The organism is Pseudomonas sp. F3-2, from assembly GCF_038804275.1.
Classification (GTDB): Bacteria; Pseudomonadota; Gammaproteobacteria; order Pseudomonadales; family Pseudomonadaceae; genus Aquipseudomonas.
Window position 1 is genome coordinate 5,601,901 of the sequence record NZ_CP152388.1, and the last position, 18,844, is coordinate 5,620,744.

Consider the following 18,844-nt stretch of genomic DNA (forward strand, 5'->3'; position numbering starts at 1 on the left):
CGCGATGACGTCGGCACATTCGACATAACGGATGACTGACACACCGCCATCGCGAGCAAGCTCACTCCCACAGGGGGTGCGTCCAGCAGAGTCCGCGTACCAACACACGCTTTAGGGGAAGTTTCGAGATGGCTGTTTCAGATGATCGTGTTGCACATTCTTCCGTGATCGAAAAGCGTTCGATCGATTACATCCCTGACGCGGAAAGGCATGGCCGTCTGTTCAGCCAGTTCACGCTCTGGCTGGGCGCCAACCTGCAGATCACCGCGATCGTCACCGGCGCCCTGGCGGTGGTGCTCGGCGGTGATGTGTTCTGGTCGCTGATCGGGCTGTTCGTCGGTCAGTTGCTGGGCGGCGCGGTCATGGCGCTGCATGCCGCACAAGGTCCGAAGCTCGGCCTGCCGCAGATGATCTCCAGCCGCGTGCAATTTGGCGTCTACGGCGCCGTGATCCCGTTGGTGCTGGTGTGCCTGATGTACATCGGCTTCTCGGCCAGCGGCTCGTTGCTTGCCGGGCAGGCGGTCGCTCAACTGATTCAGGTTCCCGACTGGCAAGGCATCGTGATTTTCGCGGCGGCCATCGTGGTCCTGACCATCTTCGGCTACCGGGTCATTCACATGATCGGCCGGGTTGCCAGCCTCATTGGCGTGATCGCCTTCGTCTACTTATTCGGCGCGCTGCTGGCAGGCAATGATGTCGGCGCGTTGCTGGACAACAAGCACTTTTCGCTGAGCAGCTTTCTGCTCGCCATCTCCCTTTCAGCGTCGTGGCAAATCGCGTTTGGTCCGTATGTCGCGGACTACTCGCGCTACCTGCCGCGCAGCACGTCGGCCAGCAAGACGTTCTGGGCCGTTGGCCTGGGCGCAGTGATCGGCGCGCAGGTGTCGATGGTGTTCGGCGTGTTTGCGGCAGCGCTGGCAGGCAAACAGTTCGCTCACCACGAAGTGCAGTTCATCGTCAGCCTGGGTGGCACAGGTGCTGTCGCGGCGGCGCTGTATTTCAGCATCGCCTTCGGCAAAGTCACCGTCACCACGCTCAATGCCTACGGCAGCTTCATGTCGATGGCGACCATCGTCAGCGGCTTTCGCGGCAACCGCCACATCTCCAGCGCACTGCGCCTGACCTACATTTTCGCAATGGTCGGCGTCGCCACTGCGCTGGCCCTGGCCGGTAAGGATTCGTTCCTCAAGGACTTCTCCGCATTCATCCTGTTCCTGCTGGCGTTCTTCACGCCCTGGAGCGCGATCAATCTGGTGGACTTCTACTGCATCACCAAAGAGCGTTACGACATCCCTGCCCTGTCAGACCCTGACGGCCGCTATGGCCGCTGGAACTGGATCGGGATCAGCATTTACGTCGTCGGCGTGCTGATCCAGATGCCATTCATCTCCACGCATTTCTACACTGGACCTTTGGTGGCCAGCCTGGATGACACCGATATCTCATGGATCATCGGCCTGGTGGTGCCGGCTGCGCTGTATTACGTGGCAGCGAAGAAATGGCCCGGCAGGATTGCGGATCGCTTGATCCTGCCCTCAGAGCAGGACGCGCCCAACGCACGGCCTCACGGTGTACCTGCTGGAACGGCGATGAACTGACCGCCGCTGATGCACGTCTGTTTAAGCTGGAGTGAAGCGGGACGGGACCACCAAGTGTCCTTCCCATCGGCTGGATGCCACTTGCTTACTGCCGTAATCCAACTCAAGACCAGGAGCGTCTCACAATGAAAACCAAAAAGGCCCTGCTATCCACGTTGCTGACAGTGGGTGTGCTTGCCAGCGGCGCGAGTCAGGCGGCGGGATGGTGCGAGTCCGGCAAGCCGGTGAAATTCGCCGGCTTGAACTGGGAAAGCGCAATGCTGCTGACAGACGTGCTGCAAGTCGTGCTGAACAAAGGGTATGGCTGTGAAGTGGACAGCTTGCCTGGCAACTCCATCACCATGGAGAACGCTCTGAGCACCAACGACATCCAGATTTTTTCCGAAGAATGGGTGGGCCGCAGCGAGGTCTGGAACAAGGCCGAGGCCGCTGGCAAAGTCGTCGGCGTGGGCGCACCGGTCAAAGGCGCCGTGGAAGGCTGGTACGTGCCGCGCTACGTGATTGAAGGCGATGCCAAACGCAAACTGGAGGCCAAGGCTCCGGACCTGAAATCCATCGCTGATCTGGGCAAATACGCAGCGCTGTTCAAGGACGCCGAAGAGCCTGAAAAAGGTCGCTTCTACAATTGCCCGGCAGGCTGGACGTGCGAGCTGGAAAACAGCGAGATGCTGAAAAGCTACGGGCTGGAAAGCAAATACACCAACTTCCGCCCAGGCACCGGCCCGGCGCTCGACGCTGCGATTCTGTCCAGCTACAAGCGTGGCGAGCCAATCCTGGCTTACTACTGGTCGCCGACACCGCTGATGGGTCAGGTGGACCTGGTGCGTCTGGAAGAGAAAGCCGGCGTCAACAAGACCATCGACATTAAGGTGGGCCTGTCCAAAGCCTTCCACGATCAGGCCCCTGAGCTGGTCGCCGTGATGGAAAAGGTCAATATCCCGATCGACCTGCTCAACCAGAATCTCGCGCGCATGACCAAGGACCACATCGAGTCGCCGAAGCTGGCGAAGATCTTCCTCAAGGAACATCCTGAAGTGTGGCATCAGTGGGTCAGCGAAGATGCTGCCAAGAAGGTTGATGCGTCACTCTGACGGGCAGCGCTGCCTGTAGGAGCGTGGCTTGTCCCGCGAACTGGCGCGAAGCGGCAGTAAATCTGTAAACGCGACTGTCAGGCAGAGCGCGATAGCAGGTATTACGACGGTTACACCGCCGATCGCGGGACAAGCCTCGCTCCTACAGACGTTGAGCGAACACTTCATAGATCGAGACACGCTTATGTTCCCCGAAAGCTTCACGTTCTCCATCGCCGACTGGGTCAATGACTGGGTCGACAAGCTGGTCACCAACTACGGCGATGTGTTCCGGCACATCTCCGACACGCTGTTGTGGGCCATCGTCAAACTCGAAGGCCTGTTGCGCATCGCGCCGTGGTGGGTGCTGCTGGCCATCGTCGGCATCATCGCCTGGCACGCTACGCGCAAAATCACCACGACGGCGATCATCATCGGTCTGCTGTTCCTGGTCGGCGCCGTCGGGCTGTGGGACAAGCTGATGCAGACGCTGGCGCTGATGCTGGTCGCCACGTTCATATCGGTGCTCATCGGCGTGCCGCTGGGCATTCTCTCGGCACGCAGCAATCGTCTGCGTTCGGTGCTGATGCCGCTGCTGGACATCATGCAGACGATGCCCAGTTTCGTGTACCTGATCCCGGTACTCATGCTGTTCGGGCTGGGCAAGGTGCCGGCGATTTTCGCCACGGTCATCTACGCCGCCCCGCCGCTGATTCGCCTGACCGATCTGGGTATTCGTCAGGTCGACGGCGAGGTGATGGAAGCGATCAACGCCTTCGGCGCCAATCGCTGGCAGCAACTGTTCGGGGTGCAACTGCCGCTGGCCCTGCCAAGCATCATGGCCGGGATCAACCAGACCACGATGATGGCCCTGTCGATGGTCGTCATCGCTTCGATGATCGGCGCGCGAGGCCTGGGCGAAGACGTGCTGGTGGGCATTCAGACGCTCAACGTCGGTCGCGGCCTGGAAGCGGGTCTGGCCATCGTGATCCTTGCGGTGGTCATTGACCGCATCACTCAGGCCTATGGCCGCCCACGACATGAGGCGAGCAAATAATGAGCGCTGAGCAAAACAAAATCGTCGTCAAGAACGTCTACAAAATCTTCGGCAGCCGCGCCAAAGACGCGTTGGCCATGGTTCGCCAGAACCACAGCAAGGATCAGGTGCTGGCGCAGACCGGCTGCGTGGTGGGCGTTAATGATCTGTCGCTGTCCATCGGCAGCGGCGAGATCTTCGTGATCATGGGACTTTCGGGTTCCGGAAAGTCGACCCTGGTGCGGCACTTCAATCGCCTGATCGACCCGACCAGCGGCGAGATCCTGGTCGACGGCGAGAACATCCTCACCTACGACATGGAAGCGCTGCGTAACTTCCGTCGGCACAAGATCAGCATGGTGTTCCAGAGTTTCGGCCTGCTGCCGCACAAGACCGTGATGGATAACGTCGCTTACGGACTCGCTGTACGTGGCGAGAGCAAGGCGCAATGTGCCGAACGCGCGCAGCACTGGATCACCACCGTGGGCTTGCAGGGCTACGAGAAAAAGTACCCGCATCAGCTCTCTGGCGGCATGCGCCAGCGTGTCGGCCTGGCCCGTGCGCTGGCAGCCGATACCGACATTATCCTCATGGACGAGGCGTTCAGTGCGCTCGATCCGCTGATTCGTGCCGAGATGCAGGACCAGTTGCTGGAGCTGCAATCGACGCTCAAGAAAACCATCGTGTTCATCACCCACGACCTCGACGAAGCCGTACGCATCGGCAACCGCATCGCCATTCTCAAGGACGGCCGGTTGATACAGGTCGGAACCCCCAAAGAAATCCTTTACTCGCCAGCAGACGAATACGTTGATCGTTTCGTCCAGCGGCGCGTGGCGACCATTTAAGGACGGCTGCAGTCATGTCGCGAGCAGAACAGGTCATCATCGGCGAAGCACCGGTCACGTGGCAGGACGTCGTCGCTGTCGCCCGCCACGGCGCCACGCTGGCATTGTCCGAAAGCGCCTGGGCGCGCATCGACAATGCGCAGGCAATCGTGCAAAGCATCGTTGCCAGCGGTGAGCGCGCTTATGGCGTCAATACCGGTCTCGGCGCGTTGTGCAACGTCTCGCTGGAGCGCGAGCAACTGAGTCGCCTGTCACGCAACACGCTGCTCAGTCATGCCTGTGGCGTGGGGCCTGCACTGCCCGACGAGCAGACCCGTGCCATCACCTGCGCCGCGATCATCAATTACAGCCAGGGCAACTCCGGGATCCATCGTCAGGTGGTGCAAGCGCTGCTCGCGCTGCTCAATCATCGCATTACCCCGCAGGTGCCTTCGCAGGGCTCGGTGGGCTATCTGACGCACATGGCGCACATCGGCGTCGCGCTGCTTGGCGTGGGCCAGGTGAGCTATCGCGGTCAGACGGTTTCGGCCCTGCGGGCACTCAGTGAAGAAGGTCTTTCGCCGGTCGAACTCGGCGCCAAGGACGGCCTGTGTCTGGTCAACGGTACGCCGTGCATGACCGGTCTCAGTTGCCTGGCAGTGGCTGACGTCAATCGCCTGATGCAGTGGGCCGACGTGATCAGCGCCATGACGTTCGAGGGCCTGCGCGGCCAGCTCGATGCTTTCGATGAAACCATCATCGCGCTCAAACCGCACCCCGGCATGCAGCAGGTCGGCAGAAATCTGCGCGGGCTGCTCGCGGGCAGCGAGGTGCTGGCCAACAGTCAGGGCATTCGCACGCAGGACGCCTTGAGTATCCGCTCCATTCCGCAAGTGCACGGTGCGACACGCGACCAGTTGGCCCATGCCACGCGGCAGATCGAGGTCGAGCTCAATTCGGCCACCGACAACCCGCTGTTGTTGGGCACGCCGCAGGCTTATCGCGTAGTCTCCCAGGCCAACCCGCACGGCCAGTCCGTCGCGATGGCGGCCGATCTGCTGGCCATTGCCATGGCCGAGCTGGGTTCCATCGCCGAACGGCGCCTGGATCGGCTGATCAACCCCACCGTCAGTGGCCTGCCCGCGTTTCTGGTCAGCCAGCCCGGCGTGAATTCCGGAATGATGATCGTGCAGTACGTCGCGGCGTCGCTGTGCGCTGAAAACCGCCAACTGGCGCAACCGGCGGTCATCGACAACTACGTCACGTCGGGGCTTCAGGAGGATCATCTGAGCATGGGCACCAGCGCCGCGCTGAAACTGCACAAGGTGCTGGAAAACGTCACTCAGATTCTCGCCATCGAGTATTTGCTGGCCGCTCAGGCGTTCGAGTTCTTCAAGGGCCCGCGCTTTGGCGTGGGCACCGAAGTCGCCTGGCGCCTGTTGCGCGAGCGCGTCCCGGCCTACGACGAAGACCGCTGGCTGGCGCCCGATATCGCCAGCAGCGTGACCCTGCTCAAAAACGAAGAATCACTGGAAACCGTATTCCAGCGCTGCCGCGAGTATGCGGCAGCGCCCCATCACAACAGCAACAGTCGCAGCTCGAGCGCCAAAAGCGCGGTACAGGCAGGAGCCGGTTCTGAGGCGACAGACATCAATGAAGGAGTAGCAGCATCGTGACCGATACCCACAAGGCGACCCCGCTGAACCTGATCCCCGGCCAGTTGACCCTGGCGCAATTGCGCGCGATCTATCAGCAAACTGTCACCCTCACACTGGACGCCAGTGCCGATGAGCAGATCGACGCCAGCGTGGCATGCGTCGAGCAGATCCTGACCGAAAACCGCACGGCCTACGGCATCAACACCGGTTTCGGCCTGCTGGCCTCGACCCGCATCGCCAGCGCCGATCTGGAAAACCTTCAGCGCTCGCTGGTGCTGTCTCATGCCGCTGGCGTGGGTCAGCCGATCAGTGACGAACTGGTGCGCCTGATCATGGTGCTCAAGGTCAACAGCCTGAGCCGGGGGTTCTCCGGTATCCGTCGTCAGGTGATCGATGCGCTGATCGCCCTGATCAACGCCGAGGTCTATCCGCACATCCCACTGAAGGGCTCGGTGGGTGCTTCCGGCGATCTGGCGCCGCTGGCGCACATGTCGCTGGTGCTGCTCGGCGAGGGCAAGGCGCGTTACAAGGGCCAGTGGCTCAACGCAGTGGAAGCGCTGGCGGTCGCCGGCCTGGAGCCCCTGACGCTTGCCGCCAAAGAAGGTCTGGCGCTGCTCAACGGCACTCAGGTGTCGACCGCTTACGCCCTGCGCGGCCTGTTCGAAGCGGAAGACCTGTTCGCTGGCGCACTGAGCTGTGGCGCGCTGACCGTCGAAGCCGTGCTCGGCTCGCGCTCGCCATTCGATGCCCGCATTCACGCCGCACGCGGCCAGCGCGGCCAGATCGACGCGGCTGCGGCCTATCGCAACCTGCTGGGCGACAGCAGCCAGGTGTCCGATTCGCACCGCGATTGCGACAAGGTTCAGGACCCTTACTCCCTGCGCTGCCAGCCGCAAGTCATGGGCGCCTGCCTGACTCAGCTGCGTCAGGCCGCCGAAGTGCTGGCGATCGAATCCAACGCGGTGTCCGACAACCCACTGGTGTTCGCGGCCGAGGCCGAGGTGATTTCGGGCGGTAATTTCCACGCCGAACCGGTCGCCATGGCCGCCGACAACATCGCGCTGGCCATCGCCGAAATCGGCTCGCTGAGCGAGCGCCGTATCTCGCTGATGATGGACAAGCACATGTCCCAGCTGCCGCCTTTTCTGGTCGCTAACGGCGGTGTGAACTCCGGCTTCATGATCGCTCAGGTGACTGCAGCGGCATTGGCCAGCGAGAACAAGGCGCTGGCCCATCCTCACAGCGTCGACAGTCTGCCGACATCGGCCAACCAGGAAGACCACGTCTCGATGGCGCCGGCCGCCGGCAAGCGTCTGTGGGAAATGGCAGAAAACACCCGAGGCGTGCTGGCTGTAGAATGGCTGGCTGCGTGTCAGGGCCTGGACCTGCGCAATGGCCTGAAAACCTCCGAAAAACTGGAAATCGCCCGCACGACGCTGCGCGGGAAGGTCCCGTTTTACGAGAAAGACCGTTTTTTCGCCCCGGACATCGAAGCCGCCACCGAGCTGCTGGCTTCGAACTGCCTGAGCGAGCTGGTTTCTGCTGATCTGCTGCCGAGTTTCTGATCGGTGACAGGCCAGGAGGGCCTGTCGTTGAAATGAGGGTGAGGACGCTCGATTAATGTGCCGGGGTTCGCTCGCGATTGCGTGCAAAACGCCGGCCTCTGTGGGAGCGAACTTGCTCGCGAATGCTGGTTGTCAGCCGCTGATTATCCTGCGGATGTACCGGCGTCTTCGCGAGCAAGCTCGCTCCTACAGAACAGCAAGTGTCCTGCCACTCGTTTCACAGCAAAGAAATACTAGGAAAGTGTGAAATGAAATCGCAAAACGCAACAGATATGAAACGCGGGCTTAGCGCCCGTCACATTCGCTTCATGGCGCTGGGTTCGGCGATTGGCACGGGGCTGTTTTACGGCTCGGCGTCGGCGATAAAATTGGCCGGGCCCGCGGTCCTTCTGGTCTACATCATCGCGGGCGCCGCGGTGTATATGGTCATGCGCGCCCTCGGCGAAATGGCCGTGCGCAATCCGGTGTCCGGCTCATTCGGCCAATACGCAACGACCTATCTGGGTCCGCTGGCAGGCTTCGTCCTGGGCTGGACCTACGCCTTCGAAATGATCATCGTCTGTCTCGCCGACGTCACCGCATTCGGGATTTACATGGGCTTCTGGTTTCCTGATGTCCCTCGCTGGATCTGGGTGCTGGGCATCGTGTTCCTGATCGGCGCGCTGAACCTGTGCAGCGTCAAAGTCTTCGGCGAAATGGAGTTCTGGCTGTCATTGCTCAAGGTCGGCGCGATCATTGCGATGATCCTCGCAGGCTTCGGCATCATGCTGTTCGGCGTTGGTTCGGCGTCGGGCCAAAGCATCAGCAGCGTGAGTAACCTGTGGGTGCATGGCGGCTTCATGCCTAACGGCGTCGGAGGTCTGGTGGCTTCGCTGGCCGTTGTGATGTTCGCCTTCGGCGGCATCGAGATCATCGGCGTCGCAGCCGGTGAGGCGCGCAATCCGGAACGGGTGATCCCGCGTGCGATCAATGCCGTGCCGCTGCGCATCCTGTTGTTCTACGTGCTGACGCTGTTCGTGCTGATGTCGCTTTATCCCTGGCAGGAGATCGGCAGCCAAGGCAGCCCTTTCGTGCAGATCTTCGACCATCTGGGCATATCCTCTGCCGCGATCATCCTCAATATCGTAGTGATCTCTGCCGCCGTCTCGGCCATCAACAGTGACATCTTCGGCGCCGGGCGCATGATGTATGGCCTGGCCCGCCAAGGGCAGGCGCCGCACCGTTTCGCCCAGCTTTCCGAACAGGGTGTGCCATGGATGACGGTGGTGGTGATGGGGATTGCGCTGCTGTGCGGCGTGGTCTTGAACTACTTGATTCCCGAAGACGTTTTCCTGCTGATTGCCTCGATCGCGACCTTTGCGACCGTGTGGGTATGGCTGATGATTCTGATCACGCAGATCGCCATGCGCCGTTCGATGAGCGCAGAAGAAGTGGCGCAGCTGAAGTTTCCGGTGCCGTTCTGGCCCGTCGCGCCGATGGTTGCCACGGCCTTCATGCTGTTCGTTTTCGGCGTGCTGGGTTACTTCCCCGACACCCGGCCCGCACTGGTGGTGGGGGCGGTCTGGATCGTGTTGCTGGTGATTGCGTACCGGCTTTGGGTCAAGCCCAAGCTGATCAACGCGAGATCTTACGGCCAATGAATAACCGGTGGGTGTGGGCTGCTCATGCAGGTAACGCCCCTACGTGAGCAAGCCCACGCCCACAGAACGTCACTCTCTGGAGGTACTGATGAAAACGCTCTGGCACAACTGTCACGCTGCAAGCATGGCAAACGGTTCTTACTCGATCATCGAGGACGCCGCCATCGTGACCGAAGGAGCGCACATTGCCTGGATCGGGCCGCGCAACGAATTGCCGGATCAAGGCAGCATCGAGAGCGTCGACCTGAATGGCGCCTGGGTCACGCCAGGCCTGATTGACTGCCACACGCACACGGTCTTCGGCGGCAACCGCAGCGGTGAATTCGAGCAACGGCTGCAAGGCGTCAGCTACGCCGAGATCGCAGCCGCTGGCGGCGGCATCGCCAGCACCGTGCGCGCCACCCGCGCTGCCAGCGAAGCCGACCTGTATGCCAGCGCCGAACGCCGTTTACAGCATTTGCTCAAGGACGGTGTCACCACGGTCGAGATCAAATCCGGCTACGGGCTGGACCTCGCCAGCGAGCGCAAGATACTGCGCGTCATTCGCAAGCTCGGTGAAAATCTGCCCGTGACGGTGCGCAGCACTTGCCTGGCGGCCCATGCATTACCGCCCGAGTACAAAGACCGCGCCGACGATTACATCGCCCACATCTGCAGTGAAATGCTGCCGGCACTGGCGGCCGAAGAGCTGGTGGATGCGGTCGATGCCTTCTGTGAATACCTGGCGTTCTCGCCCGAGCAGGTCGAGCAGGTGTTCATCACGGCGGGCCAGTTGGGCCTGCCGGTCAAGCTGCACGCCGAGCAGCTTTCGTCGCTGCACGGCTCGAGTCTGGCGGCGCGTTATCAGGCGCTGTCGGCCGATCATCTGGAGTTCATGACCGAGGAGGATGCCATCGCCATGGCGGCGTCCGGCACCGTCGCGGTGCTGCTGCCCGGCGCGTTTTATTTCCTGCGTGAAACCCAGCTGCCGCCCATGGATGCGCTGCGCAGGCATGGCGTGAAGATCGCTATCGCCACCGACCTCAATCCCGGAACATCGCCGGGCCTCTCGCTGCGACTGATGCTGAACATGGCTTGCACGCTGTTTCGCATGACGCCTGAGGAAGCCCTCGCCGGTGCGACCATTCATGCCGCCAAAGCGCTGGGGATGGCCGATACCCACGGCTCGCTCGAAGTCGGCAAGGTCGCCGATTTCGTGGCGTGGAACATCGAAAGACCCGCTGACCTGGCTTACTGGCTGGGCGGCGATCTGGACAAACGCGTCGTGCGTCACGGCGTACTGAGCACGTTCTGACAGCTACTTCTGATTCGGGAGAATATCGTGGACAAGGTTCTGAGCTTCACTCGCGGCAGCGTACCGTTGCTGATCAGCATGCCTCACCCAGGGTTGAACCTGACGCCCACCGTACGCGACGGACTGGTGGACGAAGCGGTCAGCCTGCCCGACACCGACTGGCACATCCCGCGCCTCTATGATTTTGCCCATGATCTGGGCGCCAGCGTGCTGGCTGCCGAATATTCGCGCTTCGTCATAGACCTCAACCGTCCCTCAGACGACAAGCCGCTGTATGCCGGCGCCACGACCGGGCTGTATCCGTCGACGCTGTTCGAAGGCGATCCACTGTTCAAGGCCGGCCAGGAGCCGAGCAAGGAAGAGCGAGCCTCATACCTGGAGCAGATCTGGACGCCGTACCATGACACCCTGCGCAACGAGCTCGATCGCCTGCGCGACGAGTTCGGTTATGCGCTGCTGTTCGACGCCCATTCGATTCGGGGTCATATTCCGCACCTGTTCAAAGGTCGACTGCCGGATTTCAACCTCGGCACGTTCAACGGTGCCAGCTGCGACGCGTCTCTGGCTCAGCGCCTCGAAGCCACCTGTGCCGCCGCCAGTCACTACAGCCACGTGCTGAACGGGCGCTTCAAGGGCGGCCACATCACCCGTCACTACGGCAATCCCGCCGAACACATTCACGCCGTGCAGCTGGAACTGGCGCAAAGCACCTACATGGATGAGTTCGTCCCGTTCCACTACCGCACCGATCTGGCCGAACCCACCCGCGCAGTACTGAAGGCACTGCTCGAAGACATGATCGCCTGGGGACGCGAGAAATACGGTAGGTAATATGCGCGTGGCCGCCAAGAGGCCGATGCATCCGCTGAAGATGCATCGGCAGACACCCCGCCTTCGTGAGCAAGCTCACTCCCACAAGGGCCCAGCGATGTTCTGCTGATCGTAGCCACGCCGGAGCGCGCTTGCCCGCGAAGAGGCCAGGGCATCCGCTGGGAGATGCATCGCCAGACACTCAGCCTTCGTCAGCAAGCTCACACATGGATCTGCGGGCATTCCAAATTCTCCGGCAAGACACAAATCCCGTGGGAGCGAGCTTGCTCGCGAAGACTGATTTCCAGCCGCTGCATCTCAACAGCCTGCACCGGCCTCTTCCCGGCCGAAGCCGGTCCTACAGACGCCGCAAGCTCTTCGTAGGACCGGCCTTAGCCGGGAAGGCGTCGGGTGTTTCGCCGCTGATCGAAAGGGGCGTTGAAGACAGCAAGCTCACTCCCACAAGAGCCCAGCGATGTTCTGCTGATCGGAGCCACGCCGGAGCGCGCTTGCCCGCGAATAGGCCAGGGCATCCGCTGGGAGATGCATCGGCAGACACCCCGCCTTCGTGAGCAAGCTCACACATGGATCTGCGGGCATTCCAAATTCTCCGGCAAGACACGAATCCCGTGGGAGCGAGCTTGCTCGCGAAGACTGATTTCCAGCCGCTGCATCTCTACAGCCTGCACCGGCCTTTTCCCGGCTGAAGCCGGTCCTACAGCCGCCGCAAGCTCTTCGTAGGACCGGCTTTAGCCGGGAAGGCGTCGCGTGTTTCGCCGCTGATCGAAAGGGGCGTTAAAGACAGCTGGCTCACTCCCACAATGGCCCTGCAGTGTTTTGCTGATCGGAGCCACGCCGCAATTCAGGTAGGAGCGCGCTTGCCCGCGAATAGGCCAGGGCATCCGCTGGGAGATGCATCGTCAGACACCCCGCCTTCGTGAGCAAGCTCACACATGGATCTGCGGGCATTTCAAATTCTCCGGCAAGACACGAATCCCGTGGGAGCGAGCTTGCTCGCGAAGACTGATTTCCAGCCGCTGCATCTCTACAGCCTGCACCGGCCTTTTCCCGGCTGAAGCCGGTCCTACAGCCGCCGCAAGCTCTCCGTAGGACCGGCTTTAGCCGGGAAGGCGTCGGGCGTTACGCCGCTGATCGAACGGGGCGTTAAAGACAACTGGCTCACTCCCACAAGGGCCCTGTGATGTTCTGCTGATCGGAGCCACGCCGCATTCCAACACATTTTGCGCAGCGCATTCACGGAGGACGTCGGACCGCTTACTTCCTCAATAACCGCAAGCCGTTGAACACCACCAGCAGGCTCACGCCCATGTCGGCGAAGACAGCCATCCACATGGTGGCAACGCCGGCAAACGTCACTGCCAGGAAGATCGCCTTGATCACCAGGGCCAGGGCGATGTTTTGCTTGAGCACCGCCGAGGTGTCTCGGGACAGGCGAATGAATGCCGGAATCTTGCGCAGGTCGTCATCCATCAACGCCACATCCGCAGTCTCGATAGCGGTATCGGTTCCCGCAGCGGCCATCGCGAAGCCGATCTCGGCCCGCGCCAAGGCCGGAGCGTCGTTGATGCCGTCGCCGACCATACCGACACGATGATGCTGTGCGTAAAGGTCCTCGATGGCCTGAAGCTTGTCGCCCGGCATGAGGTTGCCGCGGGCCTGATCGATGCCCACCTGCGCAGCAATCGCCTTCGCCGTATGCGGATTGTCGCCGGTCAGCATCACGGTTTTGACACCCAGTGCGTACAGCTGGCCTATGGCTTCGCGGCTGCTTTCCTTGACCGTATCGGCCACTGCGAAAAGCGCCAGAGGACCCGATGCATCGAACAACAGCACCACGGTCTTGCCTTGGGTCTCCAGCGCTTCAAGCCGCTCTTCGAGTGCCGGCGAGCACAGACCGGCGTCGTGCACCAGACGATGATTGCCCAAATGGTACAGACGCCCCTGCACCTCGCCTTTCACACCAAGGCCCGGCAGCGCCTCGAACGCTTCGACCGGCAGCTGCGCAGGCAGCTGCGCCGCATTGGCAACGGCTTGGGAAACCGGATGATCCGAGCGTGCGGCCAGGCTTGCTGAAATCGTCAGCGCCTGTTCGCCCAGGGAGTCGTCAAGCAGCACATAATCGGTCTGCACCGGCTTGCCATGAGTGATCGTCCCGGTCTTGTCCAGCGCCAGATAGTCGAGCTTGTGGCCCATTTCAAGATAGACGCCGCCCTTGACCAGAATGCCTTTGCGCGCCGCAGCCGCCAGCCCGCTGACGATACTCACGGGCGTCGAAATCACCAGTGCGCAAGGGCAGGCAACCACCAGCAACACCAGCGCGCGGTAGATCCAGTCGAACCATGGCGCGCCCATGAACAACGGCGCAATGACTGCCACGGCCAACGCCAGAGCGAACACTGCAGGGGTGTAGATCTTCGAGAAGCTGTCGACGAAGCGCTGGGTTGGCGCCCGCGCGCCCTGCGCTGCTTCGACTGCATGAATGATCCGCGCCAGCGTCGAGTTGTTCGCAGCAGCGGTCACTTTGTATTCCAGCGAGCCGGCCTGGTTGATGGTCCCGGCGAACACTTTGTCGCCCACGCCCTTCTCTACCGGCAGGCTCTCACCGGTGATCGGAGCCTGATCAATGCTCGACTGACCGGCTACAACTTCACCGTCCAGACCAATGCGCTCGCCCGGCTTCACACGGACGGTACTGCCCAGCGCAATGCTCTTGACCTCGACTTCGCGCCACTCACCCTCCTGCAGCACCGTCGCGGTGTCAGGCGTCAGCTGCATCAGCCCGCCAATGGCGTTGCGCGCGCGGTCCAGGGATTTGGCCTCGATCAGCTCGGCCACGGTGAACAGAAACATCACCATGGCCGCTTCTGGCCATTGCCCGATCAATACGGCGCCGGTCACCGCGATGCTCATCAGCGCATTGATATTCAGATTGTAGTTCTTCAGGGCGATCCAGCCCTTTTTATAGGTCGTCAGTCCGCCGCTGAAAATCGCGACCAGCGCAATCAGTGCCACTACCCAGGTCGGCGCGGCGTCCGTGAAGTGGACGACTTCGGCAACCACCGCGGCGATGCCAGACAACGCCAGGGGCCACCAGGGCTTTCTGGCCGCAGGCAGCGATTCGGTGTCCTTGTCTGCGCCTTCTTCAATGACGTCAGCCTGCATGCCCAGCGAGCCAATCGCGTCAGTGATCGGCTCGGTCGAAGGCAACTCGTGCCACACGCCGAGCACGCGATTGATCAGGTTGAACTCAAGCTTCTGAATGCCCGGCATCTTGCCAAGCTTGTTTTGGATCAGCGTCTGCTCGGTGGGGCAATCCATGGCTTCGATGCGAAAACTGCTCAAGCGCCCATCGGCGCTCGAACCATTACCCACCGTCACCACCGCCGGCGCGCTGTCATGGGAGCAGCACGCATGCGCGTGAGGCTCGTGTTTGTGCACGGGTGTGAACTTGCCGGTGGCTTGATTCTGCGCAGGGTCATGCGCTGCGTGATCGTGGCCTGCGTGATCGTGGGGAGAATGCTTGTGTACAGAGTCACTCATCGGTTGAGTCTCTTGGTGTGCGTGTTGCCTAGTGAACACCCTGTAGCCACTATAGGGTCAAGCCACTAATGGAGGTCGACAGCGATGAAAGCGTCTTTCAAGATCGGCGAGCTGGCAAAGCTCACGGATTGCCCGGTGGAAACCATTCGTTACTACGAACGCGAAGGCCTGCTGGCGGAGCCCGCTCGCAGTGAAGGCAACTACCGGCTGTACTCGCAAGAACACGTGGAACGGCTGACGTTCATCCGCAACTGCCGCAGTCTCGACATGACGCTGGATGAAATCCGCAGCCTGCTGGCGCTGCGCGACAGTCCACAGGACCAGTGCGAGAGCGTGAATGCGCTGATTGACGAGCACATCCAGCATGTCAGCGCTCGTATCTCGAGCCTGCTGGCGTTGCAGGAGCAACTGATTGATTTGCGTCAGCGCTGCAGCGAAGGCGCGCCGGATCATTGCGGGATTCTGGATCGGCTGGAAGTGAGCGGTGGCGTTGTTCAGCCTGATATCGAACATTCCCATGTCGGCCGCAGCCACGGTCACTGACCCGAAACGGAAAAGTGCGAGGCACAAATGCACTTGCCCGCGAACAGGTTCAGCCAATCGACTTATCGTCGCTGACAGTCCCCGATCGCGGGCAAGCGTGTTTCAACAACGCTGTCGATCAACCGTGGTGAATGCGCTCGACCGCCTCGGTGACGCCTGCGCCGTACTCAGGATCGGCCAGCGTGCAGTGCTCGATGTGCAGCTGAATGATCGGCGCCGACACACCTCTGAGCGAGCGAGCCGTGTTGTCGAACAACGATTGCTTCTCCTGCGCACTCATCAAGCGGAACAGATTGCCCGGCTGTGAGTAGTAATCACCGTCGACCCGATGGTTCCAGTGGCCCGCCGCACCTTCGATGGACAGCGGAGGCTCTCTGAAGTCGGGTTGTTCCTGGAACGCACCCTTGGTATTTGGCTCGTAAGACGTCATGCCGCCCCGGTTGCCGTCGATACGCATCAGGCCGTCGCGGTGGTAGCTGTTCACATGCAACGCGGCACGCGGCGAGTTCACCGGGATCTGATGGTGGTTAACGCTCAACCGGTAGCGCTGAGCATCACCGTAAGAGAACAGACGACCCTGCAACATTTTGTCCGGCGAGAAACTGATGCCCGGCACCACGTTGGAAGGCGCGAAAGCAGCCTGCTCGACGTCGGCGAAGTTGTTTTCCGGGTTGCGATTGAGCTCCACGACACCCACTTCGATCAGCGGATAATCAGCCTTCGGCCAGACTTTGGTCAGGTCGAACGGGTTGATGTGGTAAGCGCCCGCCTCCTTCTCCGGCATGATCTGCACGAACAGTTTCCAGCGCGGGAAGTTGCCGTTTTCAATGTTTTCGTACAGGTCGCGGTGGTGAGACTCACGATCCTTGCCGACCAGTACTTCGGCTTCGGCGTCGCTCAAGTTGGCGATGCCCTGTTGCGAGACGAAGTGAAACTTGACCCAGAAGCGCTCGTGCTGCGCGTTGAGGAAACTGTAAGTATGGCTGCCGAAACCATGCATCTCGCGGTAGCTGCGCGGGATACCGCGCTCGCTCATGACGATCGTGACCTGATGCAGCGCTTCGGGCAGTTGCGTCCAGAAGTCCCAGTTGTTCTCGGCGCTGCGCATACCGGTGCGCGGATCGCGTTTGACCGCGTGGTTCAGGTCGGGAAACTTCAGCGGGTCGCGCAAGAAGAACACCGGCGTGTTGTTGCCGACCATGTCCCAGTTGCCTTCCTCGGTATAGAACTTGAACGCGAAACCGCGGATGTCGCGTTCAGCGTCCGCAGCGCCCCGCTCGCCGGCGACCGTCGAGAAACGGGCGAACATCTCGGTTTGTTTGCCGATCTGAGAAAAGATTTTGGCGCGAGTAAAGCGCGTGATGTCGTGGGTCACCGTGAAGGTGCCAAATGCGCCCGAACCCTTGGCGTGCATGCGGCGCTCAGGAATGACTTCGCGATCGAAATGCGCCAGCTTCTCCAGGAACCACACATCCTGCAGCAGCGCGGGGCCATTGGGGCCGGCAGTCTGGATGTTCTGGTTGTCAACGACGGGGGCGCCGAAGGCGGTGGTCAATTTGTTGCTCATGCGCATTTCTCCACAAGTGATCGCTGTTCGGAAGGCCCCTTGAGCGGCCTGCCTTTATGTGTTCGATGTGGAGAACGATAAGCAAAACCCGGCGCGTAAGCTCATTGTGATGGCGCACTGGGTGAATAGAGGAATTCAATCGTTTGTTCGTTAGCCGATAGGCAGGACGGATTGCCGGTCCATTAACGATTGCAGGAGCGCACTGGCTTAAGCCGCAATCGTCTGAATGCGACTCAGAGCCAGCGTGCTCCTGCGGAGACGGGGCTTACTCAAATCTGGCTGCGGTGGTATCCATGCGGCACGCCGCCCTTGGACAGCACCCATTGCCACAACTGAATATCACGCGCACGGAAAGCGCCGGCACAGGACAGCAGGTAATAACGCCACATGCGATAGAAGCGCTCACCCAACTGATCCTGGAACTGCGGCCAGGCCTTCATGAAGTTATCGTGCCACGCCATGAGAGTCTTGTCGTAGTCCGCGCCAAAGTTGTGCAAATCTTCGACGACAAACAAGCCATCCATGGCATCGCCCATTTGGCCAATGGACGGCAAGTCGCCATTGGGAAATATGTATTTGTCGATCCATGGGTCAGGATAAGAGTTGCGCTGGTTCTTGCCGATGGTATGCAGGAGGAAAAGACCACCCGGCTTCAAACACCGATGAGCCAGTTCCATGTATTCACGGTGGTTCCTGCGCCCGACATGTTCAAACATCCCCACGCTGGCAATAGCGTCGAACTCTTCATCGAGCTCACGGTAGTCCTGAAAACGAAACTCCAGTGGCAGATGCTTGTAACGCTCCTTAGCCCAGGCGATCTGCTCTTTGGAAATGCTCACGCCAACGGCTTCTACCCCATAGTGCTCCGCTGCATAGCTCATGAAGCTGCCCCAGCCACAGCCGATATCCAGCACGCGCATGCCGGGCTTGAGCTGCAACTTGCGGCAGATGAGGTCCAGCTTGGCGGCCTGCGCTTCTTCCAGATTGCTCGCGTTCTCCCAATAACCACAGGTGTAGGTCATCCGCGAATCGAGCATATTGGAATAGAACTCGTTGCCGAGATCGTAATGCACCTCGCCCACGGTCTTGGAGCGCTGGATGTTCTGCCTGTTCATGAACTTGGCCATGAGCGCGTAGAACACCAGCCGTATTGGCTTGACGTCGTCGGTCATGCCGGTTTTCAGCAGTCGGTGGAAGAATTCGTCGAGTTGCTCACTGTCCCACTGGCCATCCATGTAGGCCTCGCCCAGCCCCAGATTGCCCTGCGCGAAGGCGCGCTCGATGACGCCCGGCCCATTGAAGCGGATATCGGAGGGTGCCGACCCGTTAATCTGAATGCCTGCTTCGTTGAGGATGCGCGCTGCGGTGCGATACAAGCCGGAGGTATGCTCCGAAAAGGTGTCCGTGCTGAAGTTCGTCGTGGTCATGGATGATTAATTCCAAACGCGTGTCAGGCTAAAGACTTATAGGAAGACCTCGACTATAGAACAACCCATCAACGGATTTAAACTCGATAAAGACACTCAATAGATTGAAAATATCTATCGTGCCGATTTTGTTTACGAACGTGCAAAACACTTATTACGCGGCTGCAACAATACGACTTCACCCTAGACCTTCATATGATAGACAGGTGACTTTTAACCAGATGGAACATAGTAAGTATGTGCTCTTT

13 protein-coding genes are annotated in these 18,844 nt (G+C 60.6%); 10 read left to right on the top strand and 3 right to left on the bottom strand.

Features of this window, described 5'->3' with window-relative positions:
• Window positions 1–128 precede the first annotated feature (128 nt).
• The 9 genes from AAGQ88_RS24950 (at window position 129) to hutG (ending at window position 11,519) form a co-directional block, all read left to right on the top strand.
• On the top strand, window positions 129–1,598 hold the full coding sequence (locus AAGQ88_RS24950; RefSeq protein WP_342653888.1) for a cytosine permease: 1,470 nt from the start codon (window positions 129–131) through the stop codon (window positions 1,596–1,598).
• A gap of 125 nt (window positions 1,599–1,723) precedes the next feature.
• Window positions 1,724–2,689, top strand: coding sequence for an ABC transporter substrate-binding protein (locus AAGQ88_RS24955; protein ID WP_342653889.1), 966 nt, complete (start codon window positions 1,724–1,726; stop codon window positions 2,687–2,689).
• A 184-nt stretch (window positions 2,690–2,873) separates the two neighbouring features.
• On the top strand, window positions 2,874–3,725 hold the full coding sequence (locus AAGQ88_RS24960; protein ID WP_093465480.1) for a proline/glycine betaine ABC transporter permease: 852 nt from the start codon (window positions 2,874–2,876) through the stop codon (window positions 3,723–3,725).
• Window positions 3,722–4,552, top strand: coding sequence for a glycine betaine/L-proline ABC transporter ATP-binding protein (locus AAGQ88_RS24965; protein ID WP_285426314.1), 831 nt, complete (start codon window positions 3,722–3,724; stop codon window positions 4,550–4,552). Before AAGQ88_RS24960 ends, AAGQ88_RS24965 begins: the two co-directional genes overlap by 4 nt.
• A 14-nt stretch (window positions 4,553–4,566) precedes the next feature.
• Complete coding sequence (hutH, locus tag AAGQ88_RS24970) at window positions 4,567–6,207, top strand: histidine ammonia-lyase (protein ID WP_342653890.1); 1,641 nt, start codon at window positions 4,567–4,569, stop codon at window positions 6,205–6,207.
• Window positions 6,208–6,230: 23 nt separating this feature from the next.
• Window positions 6,231–7,754 (top strand): histidine ammonia-lyase, encoded by a 1,524-nt coding sequence (hutH, locus tag AAGQ88_RS24975; RefSeq protein ID WP_342655882.1) that lies wholly within the window; start codon window positions 6,231–6,233, stop codon window positions 7,752–7,754.
• 272 nt (window positions 7,755–8,026) lie between these two features.
• Window positions 8,027–9,394, top strand: a complete 1,368-nt coding sequence (locus tag AAGQ88_RS24980) for an amino acid permease (RefSeq protein WP_342653891.1) — start codon at window positions 8,027–8,029, stop codon at window positions 9,392–9,394.
• A gap of 88 nt (window positions 9,395–9,482) precedes the next feature.
• Window positions 9,483–10,688: an imidazolonepropionase gene (hutI, locus tag AAGQ88_RS24985; protein WP_342653892.1), complete on the top strand. Its 1,206-nt coding sequence runs from the start codon at window positions 9,483–9,485 to the stop codon at window positions 10,686–10,688.
• Between the two features lie 27 nt (window positions 10,689–10,715).
• Window positions 10,716–11,519 carry an N-formylglutamate deformylase gene (gene hutG / locus AAGQ88_RS24990; protein ID WP_342653893.1) on the top strand — a complete coding sequence of 268 codons (804 nt, stop codon included), beginning with the start codon at window positions 10,716–10,718 and terminating at the stop codon, window positions 11,517–11,519.
• A 1,254-nt stretch (window positions 11,520–12,773) separates the two neighbouring features.
• Here hutG and AAGQ88_RS24995 read toward each other — a convergent pair.
• Complete coding sequence (locus AAGQ88_RS24995; RefSeq protein WP_342653894.1) at window positions 12,774–15,059, bottom strand: heavy metal translocating P-type ATPase; 2,286 nt, start codon at window positions 15,057–15,059, stop codon at window positions 12,774–12,776.
• 84 nt (window positions 15,060–15,143) lie between these two features.
• Between AAGQ88_RS24995 and cadR the strand changes: the two genes are divergently transcribed.
• On the top strand, window positions 15,144–15,602 hold the full coding sequence (cadR, locus tag AAGQ88_RS25000) for a Cd(II)/Pb(II)-responsive transcriptional regulator (RefSeq protein WP_342653895.1): 459 nt from the start codon (window positions 15,144–15,146) through the stop codon (window positions 15,600–15,602).
• Between the two features lie 118 nt (window positions 15,603–15,720).
• Here the strand turns inward: cadR and AAGQ88_RS25005 are convergent, their stop codons facing one another.
• Both AAGQ88_RS25005 and cfa read right to left on the bottom strand, forming a co-directional pair.
• On the bottom strand, window positions 15,721–17,169 hold the full coding sequence (locus AAGQ88_RS25005) for a catalase (RefSeq protein WP_285426288.1): 1,449 nt from the start codon (window positions 17,167–17,169) through the stop codon (window positions 15,721–15,723).
• A gap of 269 nt (window positions 17,170–17,438) precedes the next feature.
• The gene (cfa, locus tag AAGQ88_RS25010) at window positions 17,439–18,524 is read right to left on the bottom strand and encodes a cyclopropane fatty acyl phospholipid synthase (RefSeq protein WP_342655883.1); all 1,086 of its coding nucleotides are present in this window, start codon (window positions 18,522–18,524) and stop codon (window positions 17,439–17,441) included.
• Window positions 18,525–18,844: the final 320 nt, after the last annotated feature.

Excerpts from the sequence above, each read along its gene's own strand:
- AAGQ88_RS24950 (WP_342653888.1), top strand. The coding sequence starts at position 129 with ATGGCTGTTTCAGATGATCGTGTTGCACATTCTTCCGTGATCGAAAAG.
- AAGQ88_RS24955 (WP_342653889.1), top strand. The coding sequence starts at position 1,724 with ATGAAAACCAAAAAGGCCCTGCTATCCACGTTGCTGACAGTGGGTGTG.
- AAGQ88_RS24960 (WP_093465480.1), top strand. The coding sequence starts at position 2,874 with ATGTTCCCCGAAAGCTTCACGTTCTCCATCGCCGACTGGGTCAATGAC.
- hutH (WP_342653890.1), top strand. The coding sequence starts at position 4,567 with ATGTCGCGAGCAGAACAGGTCATCATCGGCGAAGCACCGGTCACGTGG.
- AAGQ88_RS24980 (WP_342653891.1), top strand. The coding sequence starts at position 8,027 with ATGAAACGCGGGCTTAGCGCCCGTCACATTCGCTTCATGGCGCTGGGT.
- hutI (WP_342653892.1), top strand. The coding sequence starts at position 9,483 with ATGAAAACGCTCTGGCACAACTGTCACGCTGCAAGCATGGCAAACGGT.
- AAGQ88_RS24995 (WP_342653894.1), bottom strand. The coding sequence starts at position 15,059 with ATGAGTGACTCTGTACACAAGCATTCTCCCCACGATCACGCAGGCCAC.
- cadR (WP_342653895.1), top strand. The coding sequence starts at position 15,144 with ATGAAAGCGTCTTTCAAGATCGGCGAGCTGGCAAAGCTCACGGATTGC.
- AAGQ88_RS25005 (WP_285426288.1), bottom strand. The coding sequence starts at position 17,169 with ATGAGCAACAAATTGACCACCGCCTTCGGCGCCCCCGTCGTTGACAAC.